General features: G+C 54.8%; 17 protein-coding genes and 1 pseudogene. All 18 read right to left on the bottom strand.

The genetic code is table 11. From position 1 onward, the window contains the following. Positions 1-2 precede the first annotated feature (2 nt). The 18 genes and pseudogenes from tssE to tssM all read right to left on the bottom strand — a co-directional run bounded on the left by tssE (position 3) and on the right by tssM (position 17,358). Positions 3-566 (bottom strand): type VI secretion system baseplate subunit TssE, encoded by a 564-nt coding sequence (gene tssE / locus D5067_RS09785; RefSeq protein WP_119937327.1) that lies wholly within the window; start codon positions 564-566, stop codon positions 3-5. Further along, positions 559-1,371, bottom strand: coding sequence for a type VI secretion system accessory protein TagJ (locus D5067_RS09780; RefSeq protein WP_119937326.1), 813 nt, complete (start codon positions 1,369-1,371; stop codon positions 559-561). The genes tssE and D5067_RS09780 overlap by 8 nt, the downstream gene beginning before the upstream one ends. Positions 1,372-1,380: 9 nt before the next feature. Further along, a complete protein-coding gene (locus tag D5067_RS09775; protein WP_119937325.1) occupies positions 1,381-2,373 on the bottom strand; it encodes a hypothetical protein in 993 nt (330 codons plus the stop codon). Between the two features lie 16 nt (positions 2,374-2,389). Beyond that, entirely contained in the window at positions 2,390-3,187 is a 798-nt protein-coding gene (locus tag D5067_RS09770) for a PP2C family protein-serine/threonine phosphatase (RefSeq protein ID WP_119937324.1), read from the bottom strand. After that, positions 3,184-4,941, bottom strand: a complete 1,758-nt coding sequence (gene tagH, locus D5067_RS09765) for a type VI secretion system-associated FHA domain protein TagH (RefSeq protein WP_119937323.1) — start codon at positions 4,939-4,941, stop codon at positions 3,184-3,186. Before tagH ends, D5067_RS09770 begins: the two co-directional genes overlap by 4 nt. 111 nt (positions 4,942-5,052) lie before the next feature. Then, the gene (locus D5067_RS09760) at positions 5,053-5,451 is read right to left on the bottom strand and encodes a hypothetical protein (RefSeq protein ID WP_119937322.1); all 399 of its coding nucleotides are present in this window, start codon (positions 5,449-5,451) and stop codon (positions 5,053-5,055) included. 1 nt (position 5,452) lies between these two features. Next, positions 5,453-6,442 (bottom strand): annotated as a pseudogene (locus D5067_RS24145) (hypothetical protein). A gap of 42 nt (positions 6,443-6,484) precedes the next feature. Continuing rightward, positions 6,485-6,838 carry a T6SS amidase immunity protein Tai4 family protein gene (locus tag D5067_RS09745; RefSeq protein ID WP_119937343.1) on the bottom strand — a complete coding sequence of 118 codons (354 nt, stop codon included), beginning with the start codon at positions 6,836-6,838 and terminating at the stop codon, positions 6,485-6,487. Between the two features lie 112 nt (positions 6,839-6,950). Continuing rightward, complete coding sequence (locus tag D5067_RS09740; RefSeq protein WP_119937321.1) at positions 6,951-7,358, bottom strand: putative T6SS immunity periplasmic lipoprotein; 408 nt, start codon at positions 7,356-7,358, stop codon at positions 6,951-6,953. Beyond that, positions 7,349-7,891, bottom strand: coding sequence for a hypothetical protein (locus D5067_RS09735; protein ID WP_119937320.1), 543 nt, complete (start codon positions 7,889-7,891; stop codon positions 7,349-7,351). The genes D5067_RS09740 and D5067_RS09735 overlap by 10 nt, the downstream gene beginning before the upstream one ends. A gap of 57 nt (positions 7,892-7,948) precedes the next feature. Continuing rightward, positions 7,949-8,431 carry an Hcp family type VI secretion system effector gene (locus D5067_RS09730; RefSeq protein ID WP_119937319.1) on the bottom strand — a complete coding sequence of 161 codons (483 nt, stop codon included), beginning with the start codon at positions 8,429-8,431 and terminating at the stop codon, positions 7,949-7,951. A gap of 476 nt (positions 8,432-8,907) precedes the next feature. After that, positions 8,908-9,120: a hypothetical protein gene (locus D5067_RS09725; protein ID WP_119937317.1), complete on the bottom strand. Its 213-nt coding sequence runs from the start codon at positions 9,118-9,120 to the stop codon at positions 8,908-8,910. Beyond that, positions 9,113-9,778 (bottom strand): Ssp6 family T6SS pore-forming effector, encoded by a 666-nt coding sequence (locus D5067_RS09720; RefSeq protein ID WP_235843301.1) that lies wholly within the window; start codon positions 9,776-9,778, stop codon positions 9,113-9,115. The genes D5067_RS09725 and D5067_RS09720 overlap by 8 nt, the downstream gene beginning before the upstream one ends. Positions 9,779-9,876: 98 nt before the next feature. After that, the gene (gene tssC, locus D5067_RS09715) at positions 9,877-11,373 is read right to left on the bottom strand and encodes a type VI secretion system contractile sheath large subunit (RefSeq protein WP_119937315.1); all 1,497 of its coding nucleotides are present in this window, start codon (positions 11,371-11,373) and stop codon (positions 9,877-9,879) included. Positions 11,374-11,376: 3 nt separating this feature from the next. Continuing rightward, entirely contained in the window at positions 11,377-11,901 is a 525-nt protein-coding gene (gene tssB / locus D5067_RS09710; protein WP_119937342.1) for a type VI secretion system contractile sheath small subunit, read from the bottom strand. 75 nt (positions 11,902-11,976) lie between these two features. Continuing rightward, positions 11,977-12,993 (bottom strand): type VI secretion system protein TssA, encoded by a 1,017-nt coding sequence (gene tssA, locus D5067_RS09705; protein WP_119937314.1) that lies wholly within the window; start codon positions 12,991-12,993, stop codon positions 11,977-11,979. Positions 12,994-13,004: 11 nt separating this feature from the next. Beyond that, positions 13,005-13,721 (bottom strand): type VI secretion system-associated protein TagF, encoded by a 717-nt coding sequence (gene tagF / locus D5067_RS09700; RefSeq protein WP_119937313.1) that lies wholly within the window; start codon positions 13,719-13,721, stop codon positions 13,005-13,007. A 16-nt stretch (positions 13,722-13,737) separates the two neighbouring features. Continuing rightward, the gene (gene tssM / locus D5067_RS09695; RefSeq protein WP_119937312.1) at positions 13,738-17,358 is read right to left on the bottom strand and encodes a type VI secretion system membrane subunit TssM; all 3,621 of its coding nucleotides are present in this window, start codon (positions 17,356-17,358) and stop codon (positions 13,738-13,740) included. Between the last annotated feature and the right edge of the window lies 1 nt (position 17,359).

The raw sequence follows: 17,359 nt of genomic DNA, 5'->3' as shown, positions 1-17,359 counted from the left end.
GATTACCCCGCATCTTTGAGTTCAAAATGGCCGTTTTCCAAATCGACATCCGTGCGGAACAGAAATTCCAGCGGGTACGGTACGCACCACAAACGCCCTTTAATCTCGATGGTCAGCACGTTATGCAGATCCAGCGAGGAGGTGTCCGACACGCAGCGAACCTGCAGCCCCTGGGGCAAAATGCGCGGTTCAAAATTAACGATTGCTTCGGTGAGCTTGCGCTGAATATCCTGCCATTCGATATCCGACATGCGTTTTCCCGCCAGGGGCGCCACGCCGAAGTTGATGACGGAACGGTTCACCTGCGGCAGCGCGCTGAGATCGCGGGAGGCATCATGGTTGATGGTATTAAAGAGCCACTGCAGGTCCCGCAGGACGCTTTGGCGCAGGGCGGCATGGGTAATCAGATTGCTGTTGGCCGACTCGCGTTTTTTTTCCGGATGGTTATCCGTAAGGCGATCCAGCAGCGAGGGCTGCATTTTGTCACGCGCCCCCACTTTCTCCTGCCTGCCGCGGGCCTGCCAGCCGCTGCGCAGCAGATCGCTTTCGCCTGCGGAATTACTCATTTTCCCCATCCGCTGCAAAAGTCACAAGGCTCAGGGACAGCAGCGGGCTTTCGCTTTGTTCGCTGAGCCAGGCCTTTTGCCCCATTCCTTCGTACAGCGCGCCGTCGACGTCGAGCGGCAGCCATTCCGTCGTGCGGGCAAGTCTGACCGCATCAGACGCGTCATCACCGAAAGGATAGCGCGCCGGGAGTTGGCAAACCTGCTCCGTCCCGTCAGTCAGACGCACCAGCGCGTGTCGCCAGACCAGATCGGTCACGCTGGCGGGAGCCTGAAAGCGGATCGCCTCAATGGCACAAAACGGCACCCAGAAATAGCGGCCGTTAACCAGGGTCTCACACACGGGCCCGAGCCGCGCATCGCCATCCATTAGCCATTCAAAAGCGCGCGTTTCATCGTTTTCAAAGAGAAGTTGACCGGGTGTTGCAGGCGCCTGATCCAGCGCCGTCAGGCGCAGCGCCCGTGCGCGCTCGCCGCTCGCGGTTAGCGCTTCCGCCAGCAGGGACATCCAGGGCCACTGCGCGTCCGGCATAGACGGTCGCGCCTGTCCCGCGAAGACCTGCGCGCGCTGCTGCTCGCCCTGGATGGCCTGTTCCAGCAGAGTCACGGTCGGTTTAGCCTGAGGCTTCAGCGCCAGCCAGCTTTTCAGCTGGGTCAGCGCCCGCGTCCAGTTGCCGCTGAGCGCTAAAAACTGTACAAACGCGGCGCGGAGGTCGGCATTCGCCGGCTGCGCTTTGATCCCGGCTTCAATGCGCTGTAACGCGTCACTGAGCGATTCACCCGCCAGCTGTTGATAAAGCGTATTCATAGCCATTCCTTAGTTTGCCGCGCGCCATGCACCCACGGCCGGATCACGCAGCTGCGGGCGAAGGGTATCAATCAGAACAATATTGAGCGAGGTACCCGGCGCCACCCAGGCGCTCCAGGTCTTTTTCACCGCTGCAATACGCGCCTGCAGTTTTGCGTCGTCGCTTGCGGTCTCCCGGGAGATCTCCACCGCGACCGTGCCGTTGCTTTTCCAGCCGCTGAGGCTGCTGTCGTAGGGCAGGATCATCCAGCTTTGATCGCTGTTCGGGGTGCTGAAGACCATGCGCTCTTTGTTGACGGAGGTGATCAGGGCGTTTTCCGGGTCGGCGCTTTTATTCAGACCCAGCACCGGGAAGCCGTGAATGTACGTGACGGGCATCTCTTTTTGCGTGCCGTTGCGGGTCTGGGAGATAACCGTATGGCCGCTCAGCCAGCTGCCGTTGCCGCAGCGGGTAGTGTCTGAATCCGGGATGAACAGCGCGGGCGCAGAGGAACCGCCTTCCCAGAAGGTGCGAAGGTGACAGCCATCCTGAAGGGTAAACTCCTGCCACGGCGTACGGTCGGCGGTAACCGTGTGGGTTTCAGGGTTCTGCTCCGGCGGCAGCAATGCGCCAGCAGGTGAGGCAGAGGTGGAAGCAGCGGCCGCCTCCTGTTGTTTCACCACCAGCGCCCAGTCCTGCGCTTTGCCTGCAGTGCCCTGTGCGAGCGTGACGCCCGCGGGATCGTTAAGCGTCCAGTTCAGCTTATTCAGCTTGCTGCACTGGTGCTCCAGCAGCGAGCCCAGACGCGGCACGAAGTTTTCGAGTACAGAGATGTCCTTATTACCGTTCGCGACGATACGCAGCGCGACGTCAGATTTACACCAGCTTTGCGGCGTGTTGTCTTTAATGCCGTCAATCCAGATATCCAGCTTCTGCGCAGGCGACTGCACGATGCGGAAATTTTCTGCCTGTGCGGTGGACGTCGCCGCCAGAAGAGCCAAACCCGATAGCCAAAGTTTCATATCAGTCCTTGTGTGTCTAATCAGTTCCGCAGGGAAGGAACTGCGCTGCGTCAGAGAGCGTATGCAGTAAAGTGGTATCCTGAGGGTTGCCCATCCACACCGCCACGGCGGTATAGTTATCCTGAGCATTCCCCTCCTTTTCGGCATTCTTTTGAATTATTTGGTGCATCAACGTCAGCCACTCTTGCGGGGTGTTGACCATGTGCAGCGACTGCTTCATCTGATCTTCACTGACGCCGTGCCAGAAACCATCGGTGCAGAGTAAAAAAGCATCGCCGTCTTCCACCTGCACCACGTCGCTGTAGCTTGCTTCCGGCCCGCCGTTCTGAATGCCCAGCGCAAGATAAAGCAGGTTGCTGTTCAGGTTATCGGTCTGGTGCCCGGCATCCTTCATCTGCTGCACCAGGCTGTGGTCGGTGGTGACATGCCACAGCCAGCCGCGACGAAAAAGGTACAGGCGGCTGTCCCCGGCGTGCGCCCAGTAGGCCAGACGGTAATCCCTGTCGATAAACAGGCTGACCAGCGTGGTGCCCATCCGGCGATAGTCCTGCACCGCCTGCTGCTCGCTGAGGATGGTGCGATTTGCCGTTTGCACGTAGTCGCGAATATGCTGCGCGTTGAGGTGTTTTTCCCCGTCGAAGCGGGAAATAATGCTGTTGCGGGCAAGTTCCGCAGCAACGTCTCCGCCAGGCAGCCCGGCAATGCCGTCGCAGACGACAAAGCAGGCCGAACGTTCCCCTATGGTTTCTCCCGTCTGATCCTGGTTGCTGGCGCGCGTCCCCTGGCGGGAGAGAGAAGCCGTTGCGATATTCATTTTTCTTCCGATCCGCTTTGTGAGTCTTTGTACTGATTAACCTCCATGTCGTAGGCATGAAGGAAGGCTTCGCCAAACAGGGTATGGAAGTCATCCTCAATCTCACCTGCCGTTTCGCCATAGCTGCGAACGAAGTAGTCCCACAGCGCGGCCTTTCGGCTGCCCGGCAGCGCCAGTCGCGAAGTCATGCCGTTTTGCTTCGCCTGCTCCTCCAGCTGTTCCGGATTAAAGGACTGCAGCATCGCCGCGATAATGGCGCGGATACCGGAGATCATCCCCAGCTGGTGCGCCTGCAGATCGATAAGCGCGTCGCGCACGGATTTTGTCGGCGGCATAAAGCCCGGCATCGGCGTGCCGAACATTTGGATCAAGACCGTTTTGCCGGTCGGCAACAGCTTGAACGGGTTGTTGGCGTCGTCGAGCACCATCGTCATATCGGCTTTAACGCCGCGCTTCAGAATGGAGCGTGAAGAGAGCAACGCCACGGTGCCCTGAGAGAACATCCCGAGGATTTGCCCCAGCTGGCGCATATTCTCGCGGTCAAACTGCGGGACCGGCTGCATTTCGCTCAGGCCCATGCCTTCGAGCAAGGCATCCAGCAGCTCGCCCTGAAGCACCTCGCCCTTCTCGGCGCTGTGCGCAGAGGATGTTGACGCGGCGTTTTGAACCGGATCGATCCGCAAACGGCCTTTTGGCGTTTGTGCATTGCTGCGGGCGACCGCCTGAGGGGTTGGCATGGTGAAACCTGCGTAGTCCGGACGCGCCGGTTGCTCTTCCTCCGCAGGGGCTTGTTCCTGCGGCTCAGGCGCAAACAGCGGAGACTCGGCAAGCACGTCCTCCTGCGGCGCGGGCTCCTGAGTTTCAGCAATCTTCTCATCAGGCGGCGTCAACGGCGCACCGCCCATCAGGCCGAGCGGGTCATCATTCCGTGCAGCCGGTGCGCTGGCCGAACCGCCAAACAGCGCCAGCGGATCGAGCTCATCCGACGCTTCGTCTTTTGGCTGGGACGGCGTGTGCTCATCAGGCGGCACCAGCGCGGACGGGGTGACGTCGTCAAAAATACTCTCTTTTTTGAACAGCGCCTCATCGGCAAACAGCGAGTCTGGGTCAACATTCTGACGATCGAGCTTTGGATCCGCGTCGTTAAACATCGCCAGGGGATCGTCGGTGTTACGTTCCGGCGCAGCGGGCTGTGAGAACGGATCGTATGACGCTGCGGGCTGCGGTTTTGCCCGGTTGCTGGAGATGCTGTCAGAGATCGAGAACTCCTGCATCAGGCTGTCCCAGATTTCCGTCGGCACGGCGGTCGATTCAGACTTCCCGCGCGGTGCGGTGCTGGCCGGCTTCGGCTCTGCGGCAGGTACCGCTGCAGGTGAAATAGCCGGTCGGGTCTGCTGCTGCATACTGGCAGCCATACGGCTCACCGGCTGCGTGTCGTGGATCAGTTCGCTGACTTCGATGCGGTAGTCATCGATACCGAGGATGTCGCCATCCTGCAGCTCTACCTGACGCCCCCGCTCGAGCGGAATGTCATTTAATACCACGCGGGTGACGCTGCCACGGTTGGTGATACGGCATTCGCCCTGGGCGTCAACGTGGACAATAGCCTGCAGACGAGAGATGGTGCGGTCATTATCCGGCAACACCAGATTGTTATCCGTACCGCGACCAATGGTGCCCCCGGGAGCATAAAAATCACAGCTGCTTTGCGGCGGCTGATGACCGGGTTTCGTAGAAATAATCGTGAATCGCATGGCGTATTCCTGCTGGTATGATTAGCGCTCAAACGCTGCCGCTCTCGGGACGAGAACGGCGGCGTTTGGGGTCACCCCAAAAAAAGCATTATTTAAATCTTTAATGTATAATTAAATTTCATTAACGCCTGCTAGTATTAAAAGCAGTACAAACAAAGCCGTGGCAACTTTAACCTTTCTGTTATATAAATTAATCCAGGATAATTCGAAGTTAGATAAAACATTGTTGCAAGATTGAGGTTCAAGCCAACGTGATTGAGTTAACTTTATACGCTTGCCCCGCACAAGCCTTGATAAAATTGTGGTGCGAAAACCAAATCCCCAAAACCCAAGATTTTTCCAGGTCTGATAATCCTCTTCCTTGAGAAAATTCTTCTGAATGAGCAACTCATAGATTTTATCAACCTGATCGGAATGTTTCCGGTAATCAACATAGAACGTTAGCACAAGAACTATAAAAACGGCAAAAACACAGATAATAAAAGCAGAGTAAAAATTATCAGTAATCACACTATTCTCCGCTAAATATTAAGTTATTCATTTGCTCTCCTACAAATCCTCCAACCTTTGTTCCCCCGGCGGCCCCCACTGCGCCGACGACAAGACCACAAACGAGGGTGCCTGTTCCCGCTGTTGGTACGCCTAATGCAAGACAAATAGGAGCAGCAAGTGAGGAGCCTAACGCTGCACCAGCAACACCGCCGCCAAATTTGCTATATTCGCTCACTGCAACCTTGCCACATTCATGTTCTCTACCAAGGGTGCATGCATGATAGACTTCGTTAGTCGTATTCGCAAAAGAAAAACCTAATGCAACCCATCCACCTGCTTTCATATAAACCGTAATTTTTGACGCCCGGTCGATATACGTTGAGTACCCTGGAATCGCACCAATACCAACCGTACTCCATTCATGAACAATTGATTTTGTGGAAAGTCCCAATGCTCTTTTAAGATCTGCATAATCTCTAAATTTGAGCTGTTTTTTCGTTAGTTTATTTAATAGCGGCTTGAGTTGTGCAAGAAGGGCATTACGTTCTGCATAAAACTGCTGCCCAATAAGAGCACCTTGCGTTCGATACTGATTTTGATATGTCTTTTCAATTTTAATCAAAATGCTTTCAATTTATTTAAAGTAAGACTCCCCCGCACTGCTTGCGTTTCCTACTAAGGTATCACCCCATGCAGTTATGGCAGCAATATTATCAAAATTATTCTTTAAAAATTCCGCCGCATCCCCATCAATCGTTGCAAGCGCGTTATTTACTTTCTTTTTGGCAATAGCCAAGTCATTAATTTGATGAGATTGATTAACGCTCTGCGGATCAGCAACAATTAATATCTGCCCAGGTTTAACCCAAGCTGTATCTTTATTCAGCTGCATAAAATATTCGGATTTTTCATTACGTGAATTCCCAAACAGTTGTCTTGCCTGTAAATCAAGCGTACTTGGTTGCTGTACCACACAGTAACCCGGAGCAACCTTTGACTGATTTGCCATGAAAAACTCCTTAAGTCTAATGCATAAATAAATGGTGAAATGCTACTTTAGGGAATTCAGCGGACGAATCGCGTCGCTAATGGCGATTAAGCTGCACTTCAATACCTGATAATGACCCGGTTCAGTACCGCCTACTTTCTCTTTCAGTAAAGAAACAATCACCTTGTCGGCTTTTTCAAAGTTCTCAGCAGGGAGATTACTTGCTTCGAGCCAGGCGGCGGCGCTGGCCTCTGCATCAGCTTTCAGGGCTTTGCTGTCCGCAATCTTACCGATACACCGGTTTTGCACCCAGTTTTCAAAAATTTGTTGCTGCGAAAAAGCGCTGATATCAGGCAGCGTTTGGGCATAAACCACAGAGGCATTTAATGGCAACACGAGCAGCAGTAAACGTTTCATTTCAGGCTCCAAAATGTTGCGTTGGTACGTGCCCGGTAAACAGTAGTCATCAATACCGAGAATATCGGCATCCGCCCGGGGCGTGAACCGCAGCATTTGGGGTTAACACATTCTATTCAGTCTGCGTAAGCTTAAACTGGCCTGAGGGACCTTCTTGTAAGGTGAAGCGGGCCGCATAGCGAATAGAATCATTTTTGCCTGACACCTTCAGGACAACATCATATTCTCCCGCTTTCCACGCAATCCCCTTCCACTGGTGACACTGTTGGGTCGTTAACGTCACCTCAGGGCTAAACGTTGACGGCGGCGATATCGCTTTCCATTCATTTCCCGCGCGTTTCATTATGGTGGGCGAATGGCTGGTGACAGGCGTGTCTAACCCGGAGTTAGCGGGAATAGCAAAGCAGGGGTCGTTGTTCTTTAGCGTAACCGTAAGCGACTGATATTGTGCAGGATGAGAGACACAGGCACTCACCGTTAATGCGATTGCTACAACACTGAGTAACTGTTTCATAACCATACCCGCCGGTCTTTAGGATTTTGAATAAACAACGATAATACCTGCAGATATTTATTCTTCAGGTCGGGCCCGATAATTCCCTCAAAACCTGCAATGTTTCGGAAATCACCCAGACCGTAATTTATCAGATAATAAAAATCTGAAATGATAGAAGCCTGCTGCTCCATACCAAAGTCCGATAATTTTTTTTCGGGGGGCAGAGAATAATTATAACTTGCTGCCCAACTGAATGCGCCTCGGGTTCGAACATTCATTCCAATCTGATGCTGCAGTACATGCACCATTTCGTGAATAAACCAGTGTTTATATCGCGGAACCTCTATTGAAAAGTCATTCCGATAATGCGGCTCGCGAAAATAGAGCTCACCATTGGGAGTCATCGCGACTTCTGTCGACTGCATATTAAACGGCAAATAGCTTTTATTATGGACTTTAACTTCAGAATACTTTATTGCGTCACCAAAAACCGAGCGCGCCAGCGCGATTTCGCCAATGGTGAGAGGACGGGCGACTCCTTCCTGCAAACTTGCCATGCTACCTTCCTTCCCGAATGATAAAGACCGGGGAAAATTCCCCGGCCACATATGCAATTATGCTTCTTTGTTTTCTTTGATGTTCCAGCCAGCGCTGCTTTCAGCACCTTTGCCACCGGCAGTAGTCTGCTCCCAGTACTGCTGTTTCACTTTCGCAGCCTGGAATGCGTAGGTTACACCCACGGTATCGCCGTTGTCGGCACCGGTGTACTGAACAGAGGTCACCAGTACGTCTTCCAGCGTGATGCGGGTGTATTCAACCTGCTGGCCGCCCGCTTTACACACGGACAGCTCAACTTTGGTGAGGTGTTTACCGCTTGCGCAGTGCTTCAGGATTGCTGTAGCAGATTTGTCGATCAGGGCATTAACGTGCAGATCGTTAAAGTTAACTTTACCGGCACCGCCGCCGCCGCCAACACTCATATTACCCGGCTGGGACGCGCCCCAGGAGAAGGAGGTAATGTCAGTCCAGCCGGTGTGGTTAGAATCTTTAGATTCGCCCGTAACACCCTCAACCTTCAGAAACATATCAATAGCCATAATATCTACTCTTCGTGGATGAACAATAATGCTTTCGAAAAAGCCCTTATATGGCAAACAGGAAAGCATGGGGCTGAATAAAACCGTCCATATTTTACCTCTGCCTCTAGCCTGACGAATTCGAACTTCGTACAGACTCTTCAGAGTGCCTGCAATTGCAACCACCCTAAATTTTGTTAGTCACACTTCATGGTAACTAAGCGCTAGACAATGATTCACTGTATCATCTAGAATATTTTCAATCGTCTATCATTCATCTAAGGCAACAGAACATGAAGAAAATATTGTTATTAATACTTACCATTGTATTTTTGATTATCGCAATTTTCACAACTATAGATCTTCTCCAATCAGCCTGGTATGTATTCTCATTAGAAAAAATCACTACAACTTCTGCAGGCTTACTTTTTGGGAAATTAGTTTTCCTGCTAGTCATCCTTTTGGCATTTTACTTCTCGCTTAAGTTCTTGCGTAAATCAAAGCCTTGACTTAATTTTTTCCGCAAAATAGTAAATAGCGATAGATGCAACTAAAAGAATGATTAACAGAGCTGCATTTATCGTTATTTCTATGGTAGATGCCGACCAATCATAAACAAAAATATAATAGCCAAGAGTTGAGAAAAAAAGCATAAATGAAACAATAAGCATGAGATAGACTATAACGTACTTTGATGCTTTTTCAAACACGAGTAACTCCTGCTAAAAATTGGCTAAAAATCTCTTTATCTATAGCACCATGACTCTGTTGGAAATTTATAGCTTCAATAAATGGCTTAACATTATCTTCAACGAGAAAATATAACAAATCTAAATCACCCGCCCCACGCAACTCAAAGTAAATATTTTTGTTTAATTTTAACAGATCGTATGAGGTATAAACTGAGCGAGAAATTGAAGCTCCCACGCTTAATACACCGGTAAGCCCTGCAGAAACAAGAAATCGCGGAACAATTTTTGAAACGAATAGCGTAATTAATTCATTCACGAAAACCATTTTAAAGGCTATACCACCTACTTGCGACCCACCTACTTTAAGGAGGAGTTCCTTAGATTGCTCTTCAGATAAACCAGACAGATAGCGTTTGACCACTGTATTGATTAACCGACGCACATCTTCTGATGTAAGCCCTTTTTTGATTAGCGTCAACAACCTAATTTTATCTGTTTCATTTCGCCACCGATGGTCTGTATCCAGAAAATCTTTGGTTAACATCCACAGGTCTTCTGGGATTGACATAAAACCATCGACCGCGCTGCGAGCGAAAATTTCTGGGCCACTCTGTTTACGCGTATCAAAAATCTTCAACATGCCATCTGCAATTTCTTTTGGTGAACGCGTTCCCAATGTTGATTCCTTCTGAAGTTAATGAATGTCGATGGTTTTCTGTATGAATTATGCCAATGTAGCTTACTTTGCCGACCCTCCTGGGTCGGCACTCGTCATCACGCGTCTTTCGTCTTCAGCGACGGCAGTTTAGAAACCAGACGCAGGGAAACGGTCAGACCTTCCAGCTGGTAGTGCGGGCGCAGGAAGAACTTCGCGGCGTAGTAGCCCGGGTTGTCTTCAATCTCCTGCACCTGCACTTCCGCAGCCGCCAGTGGTTTACGCGATTTGGTCTCCTGAGAGGAGTTAGCCGGATCGCCGTCCACGTAGTTCATGACCCAGTCGTTCAGCCAACGCTCCATCTCTTCACGCTCGCGGAAGGAGCCGATTTTGTCGCGCACGATGCACTTCAGGTAGTGGGCAAAGCGGCAGCAGGCGAACAGGTACGGCAGACGCGAGGCCAGACGGGCGTTGGCGGTCGCATCCGGATCGTGATACTCGGCCGGTTTTTGCAGAGACTGCGCGCCAATAAAGGCAGCGAAGTCGGAGTTTTTACGGTGAACGAGCGGCATAAAGCCGTTTTTCGCCAGCTCGGCTTCGCGACGGTCGCTGATAGCGATTTCGGTTGGGCATTTCATGTCCACGCCGCCGTCATCGCTCGGGAAGGTGTGGCACGGCAGGTTTTCCACCGCCCCGCCGGACTCTACGCCGCGAATTGAGGTACACCAGCCGAACTCTTTGAAGGAGCGGTTGATGTTTGCCGCCATCGCATAGGCGGCGTTCGCCCAGGAGTAGCTGTTGTGGTTCGCGCCGTCGGTCTGCTCTTCAAAATCGAAGCTGTCGACCGGGTTTGTCCGAATGCCGTACGGCAGGCGCGACAGGAAGCGCGGCATCACCAGGCCCAGATAGCGGGCATCTTCGGATTCACGCAGCGAGCGCCAGGCCGCATATTCCGTGTTCTGAAAGATTTTAGTCAGGTCGCGCGGGTTAGCCAGCTCCTGCCAGGACTCCATCTGCATCACGCCCGGTGCGGTACCGGTGATGAACGGGCAGTGCGCGGCAGAACCGATGCGCGCCATCTCCCCCAGCAGCTCAACGTCCTGCGGGCTGTGGTCGAAATAGTAGTCGCCCACGATGCAGCCAAACGGCTCGCCGCCGAACTGTCCGTACTCTTGTTCGTATACCTTCTTGAAGATTGGGCTCTGGTCCCAGCCCACGCCCTTATAGCGTTTCAGGGTACGTCCCAGCTCTTGTTTAGAGATGCTCATAAAGCGGATTTTCAGCATCTCGTCCGTTTCGGTGTTATTCACCAGATAGCTCAGGCCGCGCCATGCGCTTTCCAGCCTCTGGAACTCGTCATGGTGAATAATCTGATTTACCTGCTGCGAGAGCTGCTCGTCGATACCGGCGATCAGGTTCTGAATGGTGCGGTAGGTGTCGTTTGAGAAGGTGACGGTGTTTTCCAGCGCCTGCTGCGCCAGGGTTTTTACCGCGCTCTCAACGGCAGAACGCGCCTGATCGGTTTTCGGGCGAAACTCTTTATTCAGCAGCGCGCTGAATTCATCCTGGCTGAATGCCTGACCGGCCTGCTGCTCGTGTTGAGTCTGATTGCTCATGGATTATTCCTCGCTACCTTTCACGCTATCGTCATTTTGTGGCACCTGGCTCAGTGATTTGAGCAGCGTCGGATCCTGCAGAATTTTCGCAATCAGCTCTTCCGCACCGTTTTTGCCGTCCATGTAGGTCAGCAGGTTTGAAAGCTGAGTACGGGCCTCCAGCAGCTTGTTCAGCGGTTCAACCTTGCGCGCCACCGCATCCGGCAGGAAGTCGTCCATGCTGTCGAAGGTCAGGTCGACGTTGAGCTTCCCTTCGCCGGTTAGCGTGTTGTCCACATGGAACGCCACGCGCGGCTTCAGCGCTTTCATGCGTTCGTCAAAGTTATCAACGTCGATTTCGAGGAATTTACGTTCGTCGACGGCTGGCAGGTTTTCCACCGGCTTGCCGACCAGATCGGCCATAACGCCCATCACAAACGGCAGCTGGATCTTGCGTTCTGCACCGTAGATCTCTACGTCGTACTCGATCTGCACGCGGGGAGCACGGTTACGTGCGATGAATTTCTGTCCACTGTTACTCATTGCCATGATGTTCTCCATCAAAGATGCGCGTTGAAGATGAAACGGCAGGCTCCATGCCTGTCGTCATAATGCCAGGACGCGCTATTCGCGGCGTCCAAAGATGTTGTCCAGCTGGTTAACGCCGTCTGGCGCCAGGTCACGGATAATGTCCATAAAGTTCAGTTCAGACAGCCGCTGCACCCGTTCGATCATCAGCGGCGCGGGGTGGCTGGGTTCGTACTGCGCAAAGTATTGCTTTGCTTTTTCCAGCATGAGCTGCGCATCCGCGCGGCTGGTCACCTGCATGCTGCGCCAGTCAGCCACCGGCTGTACGGCCTGAGGGGCAGCGGCGGCAGGCGCGTCCGGCTGCCCGGCCTGCGTTTCGCGGTTTGGCAGTAGCTTGCTGATATCGGTGACCTCACAGGCGCTGGCAACCAGTGAGGTGGTCTTCAGCAGCTGCTCCATTTCCGGTACGCCGCTTTCACCGAGGTGGCCGATCAGCAGCGAGCGGATGGCCAACAGGCGCGCGTTGATCAACGGCACGGCTGCGGTGCCCGGCTGGTCGCCGCGGGCCAGCTCGTCGATCAGACGCGGGCGGCCGCCGGGATAATCCGGGCATTCGGTTTTGCTGCCGTCAAGCAGCGCCTGGGCGTCGCGCAGGGAAATCTCATCGCCGTTTGAACGCAGCAGCGAGGCGTTGCGCACCGCAAGCGTGAGGTCTGATTTATCACTCAGCCCGGCGAGCGCGTTGATACGGTAAAAAGGATCCGTTTCGCCATACTCTTCCAGCAGCGGGTAGAGCGTCTCCCAGTAGCGGGAAAGCGCCTCCTGCACGAGCAGCAGGCCGTCTGCGTAGCCGGGCAGCCCCCGGCGGCGCGTCCACGCGTGCGTTAATGCCAGCATGACGCGAAGATCTTTGGTGCGGCTCAGCAGGCTGGTGGCATGTTTTTCTACCGTGTTCCAGTCTGCGGGTTCCGCGGGGATAATGGTGTCGCCGAACTGCTGCTCGGCTTTGCCCTGGCTCGCCTGCCCCATGGCCTGGAAGTCAGCGTCATACTCCAGATTTTCACCACACGGGCGGTCGGTGCTTATCGGCGCGAGAAATTCTTCGATGTTCATGAAGTCCCTGCTTATTCAAACATGGGCGGATAAAGGCCATGACGGCCCGGTCGGGCGCCGCCTGCCGGATCGAACAGCAGCGTAAAGAGCTGCCCGGTGAAGTTGCCGCTGTGAACGTGGGTGTATAGCGGGTAACCGTCGCAGCGGTTTGTCCACCAGAAGCTGGTCTGTCGCAGCGGATCGAAACACTCTGCCGCCTGCGGCCAGCCGAGCGTCGTCTGACCATCCTCTTCGTAACCAATCACGTCCAGGATATCAGAGCGCTTCTGCGGCTCTACCGGCTGCGGTGCGGGGATCGCCATTAGCACCTCATCCAGCTGTGAAGCGGAAAAGCTGTTGCGCACCGCGTGTAAACCCACGCGTCCAAGCTGCTGATACCAGCCTTCAGCTTGACCCAGCAGGCAGGATGACCACTCAGCGGGCGTGAAGCTAAGCTGAATGCAAACAGGATAATGTCGGCCAACGCTGTCGCGTCCGGGCAACAGGCACCCCATCTGGATCATCTGGCTTCCCAGCATCGGCGGAACAACAAAATTCCACACGGGGGCTTTCGTAAACCGGCGTTCGCCGCTGCGCTGCTCTTCCTGCTGCCAGGCAAGCAGGCCGACCTGAAACCAGTGTGACCACTGGCGCTGTAAGGAGTCAGGAAAGCGACGCTGCAGAAAGTCACCGGCGCTGGGCAATTTGCCATACCAGCTGTAGCGGTTCATCGCAGGGGTATTCGTCATACGGCTGTCCTTGCGGTTATGGGCATGAGAAACGGGGAAGCTGGAACGGGTTGCGAATGCTGTTTGGCGCAAACTCCAGCGTGACCTGATGACCGTCAACGTTGAATGTCGCCTGACGGCTCAGGCTGCCCGCACCCGGGCTGGTGCGCGCTTTATCAAAGAAGCGGTTTAGCGCCCAGGCACCGTTGGTCACCAGCGTCGCCGTGCTGCCGTTGGCCAGCCCCAGCTGCATACGCACCTGATTCGTACCGCCCGGACCCGGCCAGTTCATAATCTGAACGGCTTGCGGGCCGTGGCTATAGCGCAACAGCTGCCCGTCAACGTCCAGCGTGAGGTTCAAAATGGTGTTATCCATCCGCACGGTACGTACCGTCACCTTAAAAGAAGGCGTGGTGGCACCGTTGGCAAAAAAGGCATCGCGGATAGACTGCGCCTGCTGGAACGGACGCAGCAGTCCTTCACTCCCCGGCAGGGTTTTACCGTCTATGCCCGGCATAAAGCGCCAGTTTGCCTGAGTGGTGTCAACCTTATTGGTCAGATTGTCGCGGAAGAAGGAGTCCATTAGCCCGGTGCCGGGGGCAAACATGCGGGCGAGGTCGTCTGGCGTTACCTCGGTACTTGCGCTGCGCACTAGCGGGTAGCGCCCGGCAATCGCCTGGCGGCAGAATCCCCCCACTTCCACGTTGATTCGCTTACGTACGTTTTCCAGATCCCGGCGCTGGGTATCGCTGCTGGCGCCTACGGCCATATTGCTGAACATCGTCTGCAACCCGCCCGGCAGACGCCCCGCGCTGGCCTGCAGGCGGCTAATTGCGTCGCCGCCCGGCGCAGGCATACCGCTGTTAGCAGCGTCCTGAACGGCCGTCAGGTAGCGATAGAGCTCATCAACCTGTTTGAGAAAATCGTCAAAAACGATGGTCTTACCGCCCTTCTCCAGCGGCTGCGCAAGCTCAATCATCGGCGCATAGTGGTCGGTTACCAGCTGCTCCGGTGCCTGAATCTCTACAGCGCCCTGCGCTGGCGCGCCATCGCTGTTGCTGAATAGCGCCTGCAGAGTACGCGTAGCGCGGTTGCTCTGCTCTTCCGCTTTATCTGCATCCGCTGGCGCTGGCGCTTCGCGCGACAGCGTCAGCACCTTGCTCAGGTTCTGCACCAGACGGCGCAGCGGCGAGTTTGTGCCCGAGAGCAAACGCGCGGTATTGATACGCTGGGAGAGATCGGCGCTGCTGTTGAGCTGAATGTCGGCAAGGAAGCGATCCCAGCTGGCGATAAAGTCGCGCATGTAGAGCTGGCGCACGGCGTTATCAATCTGCTGTTTGTCCTCATCGTCCGACGTTGCGCCCAATACCCAGGCGTCATCTTCATGCAGGGCGCTGGTTACGCTGTCAATCTGACCATTGAAGCTTTTCCAGTAGCCATCCGGGGTAAAGAGTCCCGGTACGCCTTCACTCACCGGCTTGCCGCTTTTACGGGAAAAAACCAGCTCACTTTGCGGGCCGCCGAGGTCAGAGAGGGATACCGGCTTCAGGTTTTCATCATGCTCAAGCAGACGTTTCAGGCGACCATATACGCGGGTTGAGAGCGGCTGCTGGTTGATGAGCGCCCTTTCCCGCGCGACCAGCTCCTCATCCAGCGCATAAGGGGAAGACTGAATTTGCGGCTCAAGCAGCTGCGTCAGATGCCATTCGAGCTGCTGGAGCTGTGCCTGAGTGACGTTTTGCGGCAGGTTACGCTGCAGGTTGAGCATTACCCACGAGTGCAGGAATTTGCCGTCATAGTGCTTCGGCTGATAGAGCATCTGGTAGGCCTTCAGCGCCTCGTAGCTGTACTCCACGTCGCTGCCGCTGTCGTTGCGTAGCCAGGTGGTGATGTGCATCGCCACGGCGGGTAGCAGCATCTGATCCAGCGCTTTCTGGTACAAAGACTGCGACGCATCGCTGACGTCATCTCCCCGGTAGAGCCCCATGCGGCGAGAAATCGGCGGATCGTTAACGTCAAATGCGTCGCTCTTCGGCAGATCCACCAGGCCGTTAAGCAGCGGCAGAAGTGCAAAAAGATCGCGCTGGGGCTGATTTTGCAGGGCCTTGCTCTGCTGTTCCAGCACCGGCACCTTCGCGTCAACCTCTTCCAGGTAGGCCTTGTTTTTGGCGTAGCTGGTCAGCCACAGTCCGCCAAGGATCACCAGCAGCGCCAGCAGCGCCGCGTAGCCAGACCAGATCGCCGCGCGGTTACGCAGCTCCCACCAGCGGTTTTCACCCGCGATACCCGCTTCCTGGAAAATGACGTTTTGCAGCAGGTTCTTGATAAAGAAGCTCTGTCCTTTTGCCCCGGGGATCGGCGCCTCTTTGCTGACCGAATCCCAGCGTACGCTCTCCTCGCCCTCCGGCAGTGACAGGGCGCGGTTCAGCTCCCCCATCACGCGGTCAAACGGCATGCCTTCCTGCGTACCGCTGGCGAAGTAGATCCCGCGCGGCGAGAACTCGGTTTCAAAGTTAGAGCGGGCAAACACCGTACTCAGATAATCGGCCAGTAGCGGACGCAGCGCGGCAAACTCCTGCGGAAAGAGATACGCCTCGGCGCGCGTTTTTGCATCGTGCTCTTTCAGCATGGTTTCCGGCAGACCGGCATCCAGACGCTGCTGCAGCAGGGAAAACTCCTGCTGGAAGTTACCCATCAGATCGTAATCCGCGTGGCGGGTTTGCTCCCACGGCAGCGTAAAGCCCCAAATCTGATCGCGCTGCGCTTTGTCGTATTCAGCAAACCAGGCGCGGAAACCCTTGAGCAGGTCGGCTTTTGTGACCATGACGTAGACCGGGAAGCGAATGCCCAGCTGCTCGTGCAGCTCGGAAAGCCGCTGGCGCAGGTTCACCGCCTGCTGGCGGGACGCTTCGGCAGACTGCGTAAGGAGGTCGGAAATACTGATGGTGATGATGACGCCGTTGATAGGCTGGCGACGGCGGTACTTGCGCAGCAACCCGATGAACTCCAGCCATTCGCCGGCATCCTGGACCTGCTCACTCTCCTGGGTGGTGTAGCGTCCTGCGGTATCCAGCAGTACGGCCTCGTTGGTGAACCACCAGTCGCAGTTTCGGGTCCCGCCAATGCCGCGCAGCGCGGTCTTGCCGAAACGATCGGCCAGCGGGAACTGCAGGCCAGAATTGGCGAGCGCGGTTGTTTTACCTGAACCCGGCGCGCCGATAATCACATACCACGGCAGCTGATATAAATACTGAGAGCTAAAGCGCTGCGTCCACTGCGCGCTGTTGCCCGCTTTGCTGAAGTGGGCCTTTTTTAACATCTGCGCGGCTTCATCAAAACGCCCGGCGAGGATCTGCTCCTCGCTGTTCAGACGTTTTTGCGGATCCGCCGCGTCCGGGTCAGCGGCGTTCTCGTTGAGCTTGTCCATCAGCTTACGGTTCAGCCAGGCGTTGTACAGCCGCGGCAGGATGTGGCTTTGGGCCCAGATAAGATACACCAACGCAATGCTGATAACGCGGTTCTGCTCAGATTCAAGCGGGCGGGTGTCCACAATGGACAACAGCGGGCCAATCATCCAGATCACCGCCGCGAACGCCGTGACGCCGAGGAAGCTCCACAGAATGCGATTGGTCAATATAGATAGAAGAGTAGTCAGCATT

This window comes from Enterobacter huaxiensis (genome assembly GCF_003594935.2).
In the GTDB taxonomy this organism is placed as follows: Bacteria; Pseudomonadota; Gammaproteobacteria; order Enterobacterales; family Enterobacteriaceae; genus Enterobacter; species Enterobacter huaxiensis.
This window is presented reverse-complemented; position numbering and strand designations above follow the sequence as displayed.

What these genes read in the sequence shown, in the direction of transcription:
- D5067_RS09770 (WP_119937324.1), bottom strand. Translation starts at nt 3,187, where the DNA reads ATGAATATCGCAACGGCTTCTCTCTCCCGCCAGGGGACGCGCGCCAGC.
- D5067_RS09780 (WP_119937326.1), bottom strand. Translation starts at nt 1,371, where the DNA reads ATGAATACGCTTTATCAACAGCTGGCGGGTGAATCGCTCAGTGACGCG.
- D5067_RS09735 (WP_119937320.1), bottom strand. Translation starts at nt 7,891, where the DNA reads ATGGCAAGTTTGCAGGAAGGAGTCGCCCGTCCTCTCACCATTGGCGAA.
- tssC (WP_119937315.1), bottom strand. Translation starts at nt 11,373, where the DNA reads ATGAGCAATCAGACTCAACACGAGCAGCAGGCCGGTCAGGCATTCAGC.
- D5067_RS09745 (WP_119937343.1), bottom strand. Translation starts at nt 6,838, where the DNA reads ATGAAACGTTTACTGCTGCTCGTGTTGCCATTAAATGCCTCTGTGGTT.
- tssM (WP_119937312.1), bottom strand. Translation starts at nt 17,358, where the DNA reads ATGCTGACTACTCTTCTATCTATATTGACCAATCGCATTCTGTGGAGC.
- tssA (WP_119937314.1), bottom strand. Translation starts at nt 12,993, where the DNA reads ATGAACATCGAAGAATTTCTCGCGCCGATAAGCACCGACCGCCCGTGT.
- tssE (WP_119937327.1), bottom strand. Translation starts at nt 566, where the DNA reads ATGAGTAATTCCGCAGGCGAAAGCGATCTGCTGCGCAGCGGCTGGCAG.
- tagF (WP_119937313.1), bottom strand. Translation starts at nt 13,721, where the DNA reads ATGACGAATACCCCTGCGATGAACCGCTACAGCTGGTATGGCAAATTG.
- D5067_RS09740 (WP_119937321.1), bottom strand. Translation starts at nt 7,358, where the DNA reads ATGGTTATGAAACAGTTACTCAGTGTTGTAGCAATCGCATTAACGGTG.
- tagH (WP_119937323.1), bottom strand. Translation starts at nt 4,941, where the DNA reads ATGCGATTCACGATTATTTCTACGAAACCCGGTCATCAGCCGCCGCAA.
- D5067_RS09775 (WP_119937325.1), bottom strand. Translation starts at nt 2,373, where the DNA reads ATGAAACTTTGGCTATCGGGTTTGGCTCTTCTGGCGGCGACGTCCACC.
- tssB (WP_119937342.1), bottom strand. Translation starts at nt 11,901, where the DNA reads ATGGCAATGAGTAACAGTGGACAGAAATTCATCGCACGTAACCGTGCT.
- D5067_RS09730 (WP_119937319.1), bottom strand. Translation starts at nt 8,431, where the DNA reads ATGGCTATTGATATGTTTCTGAAGGTTGAGGGTGTTACGGGCGAATCT.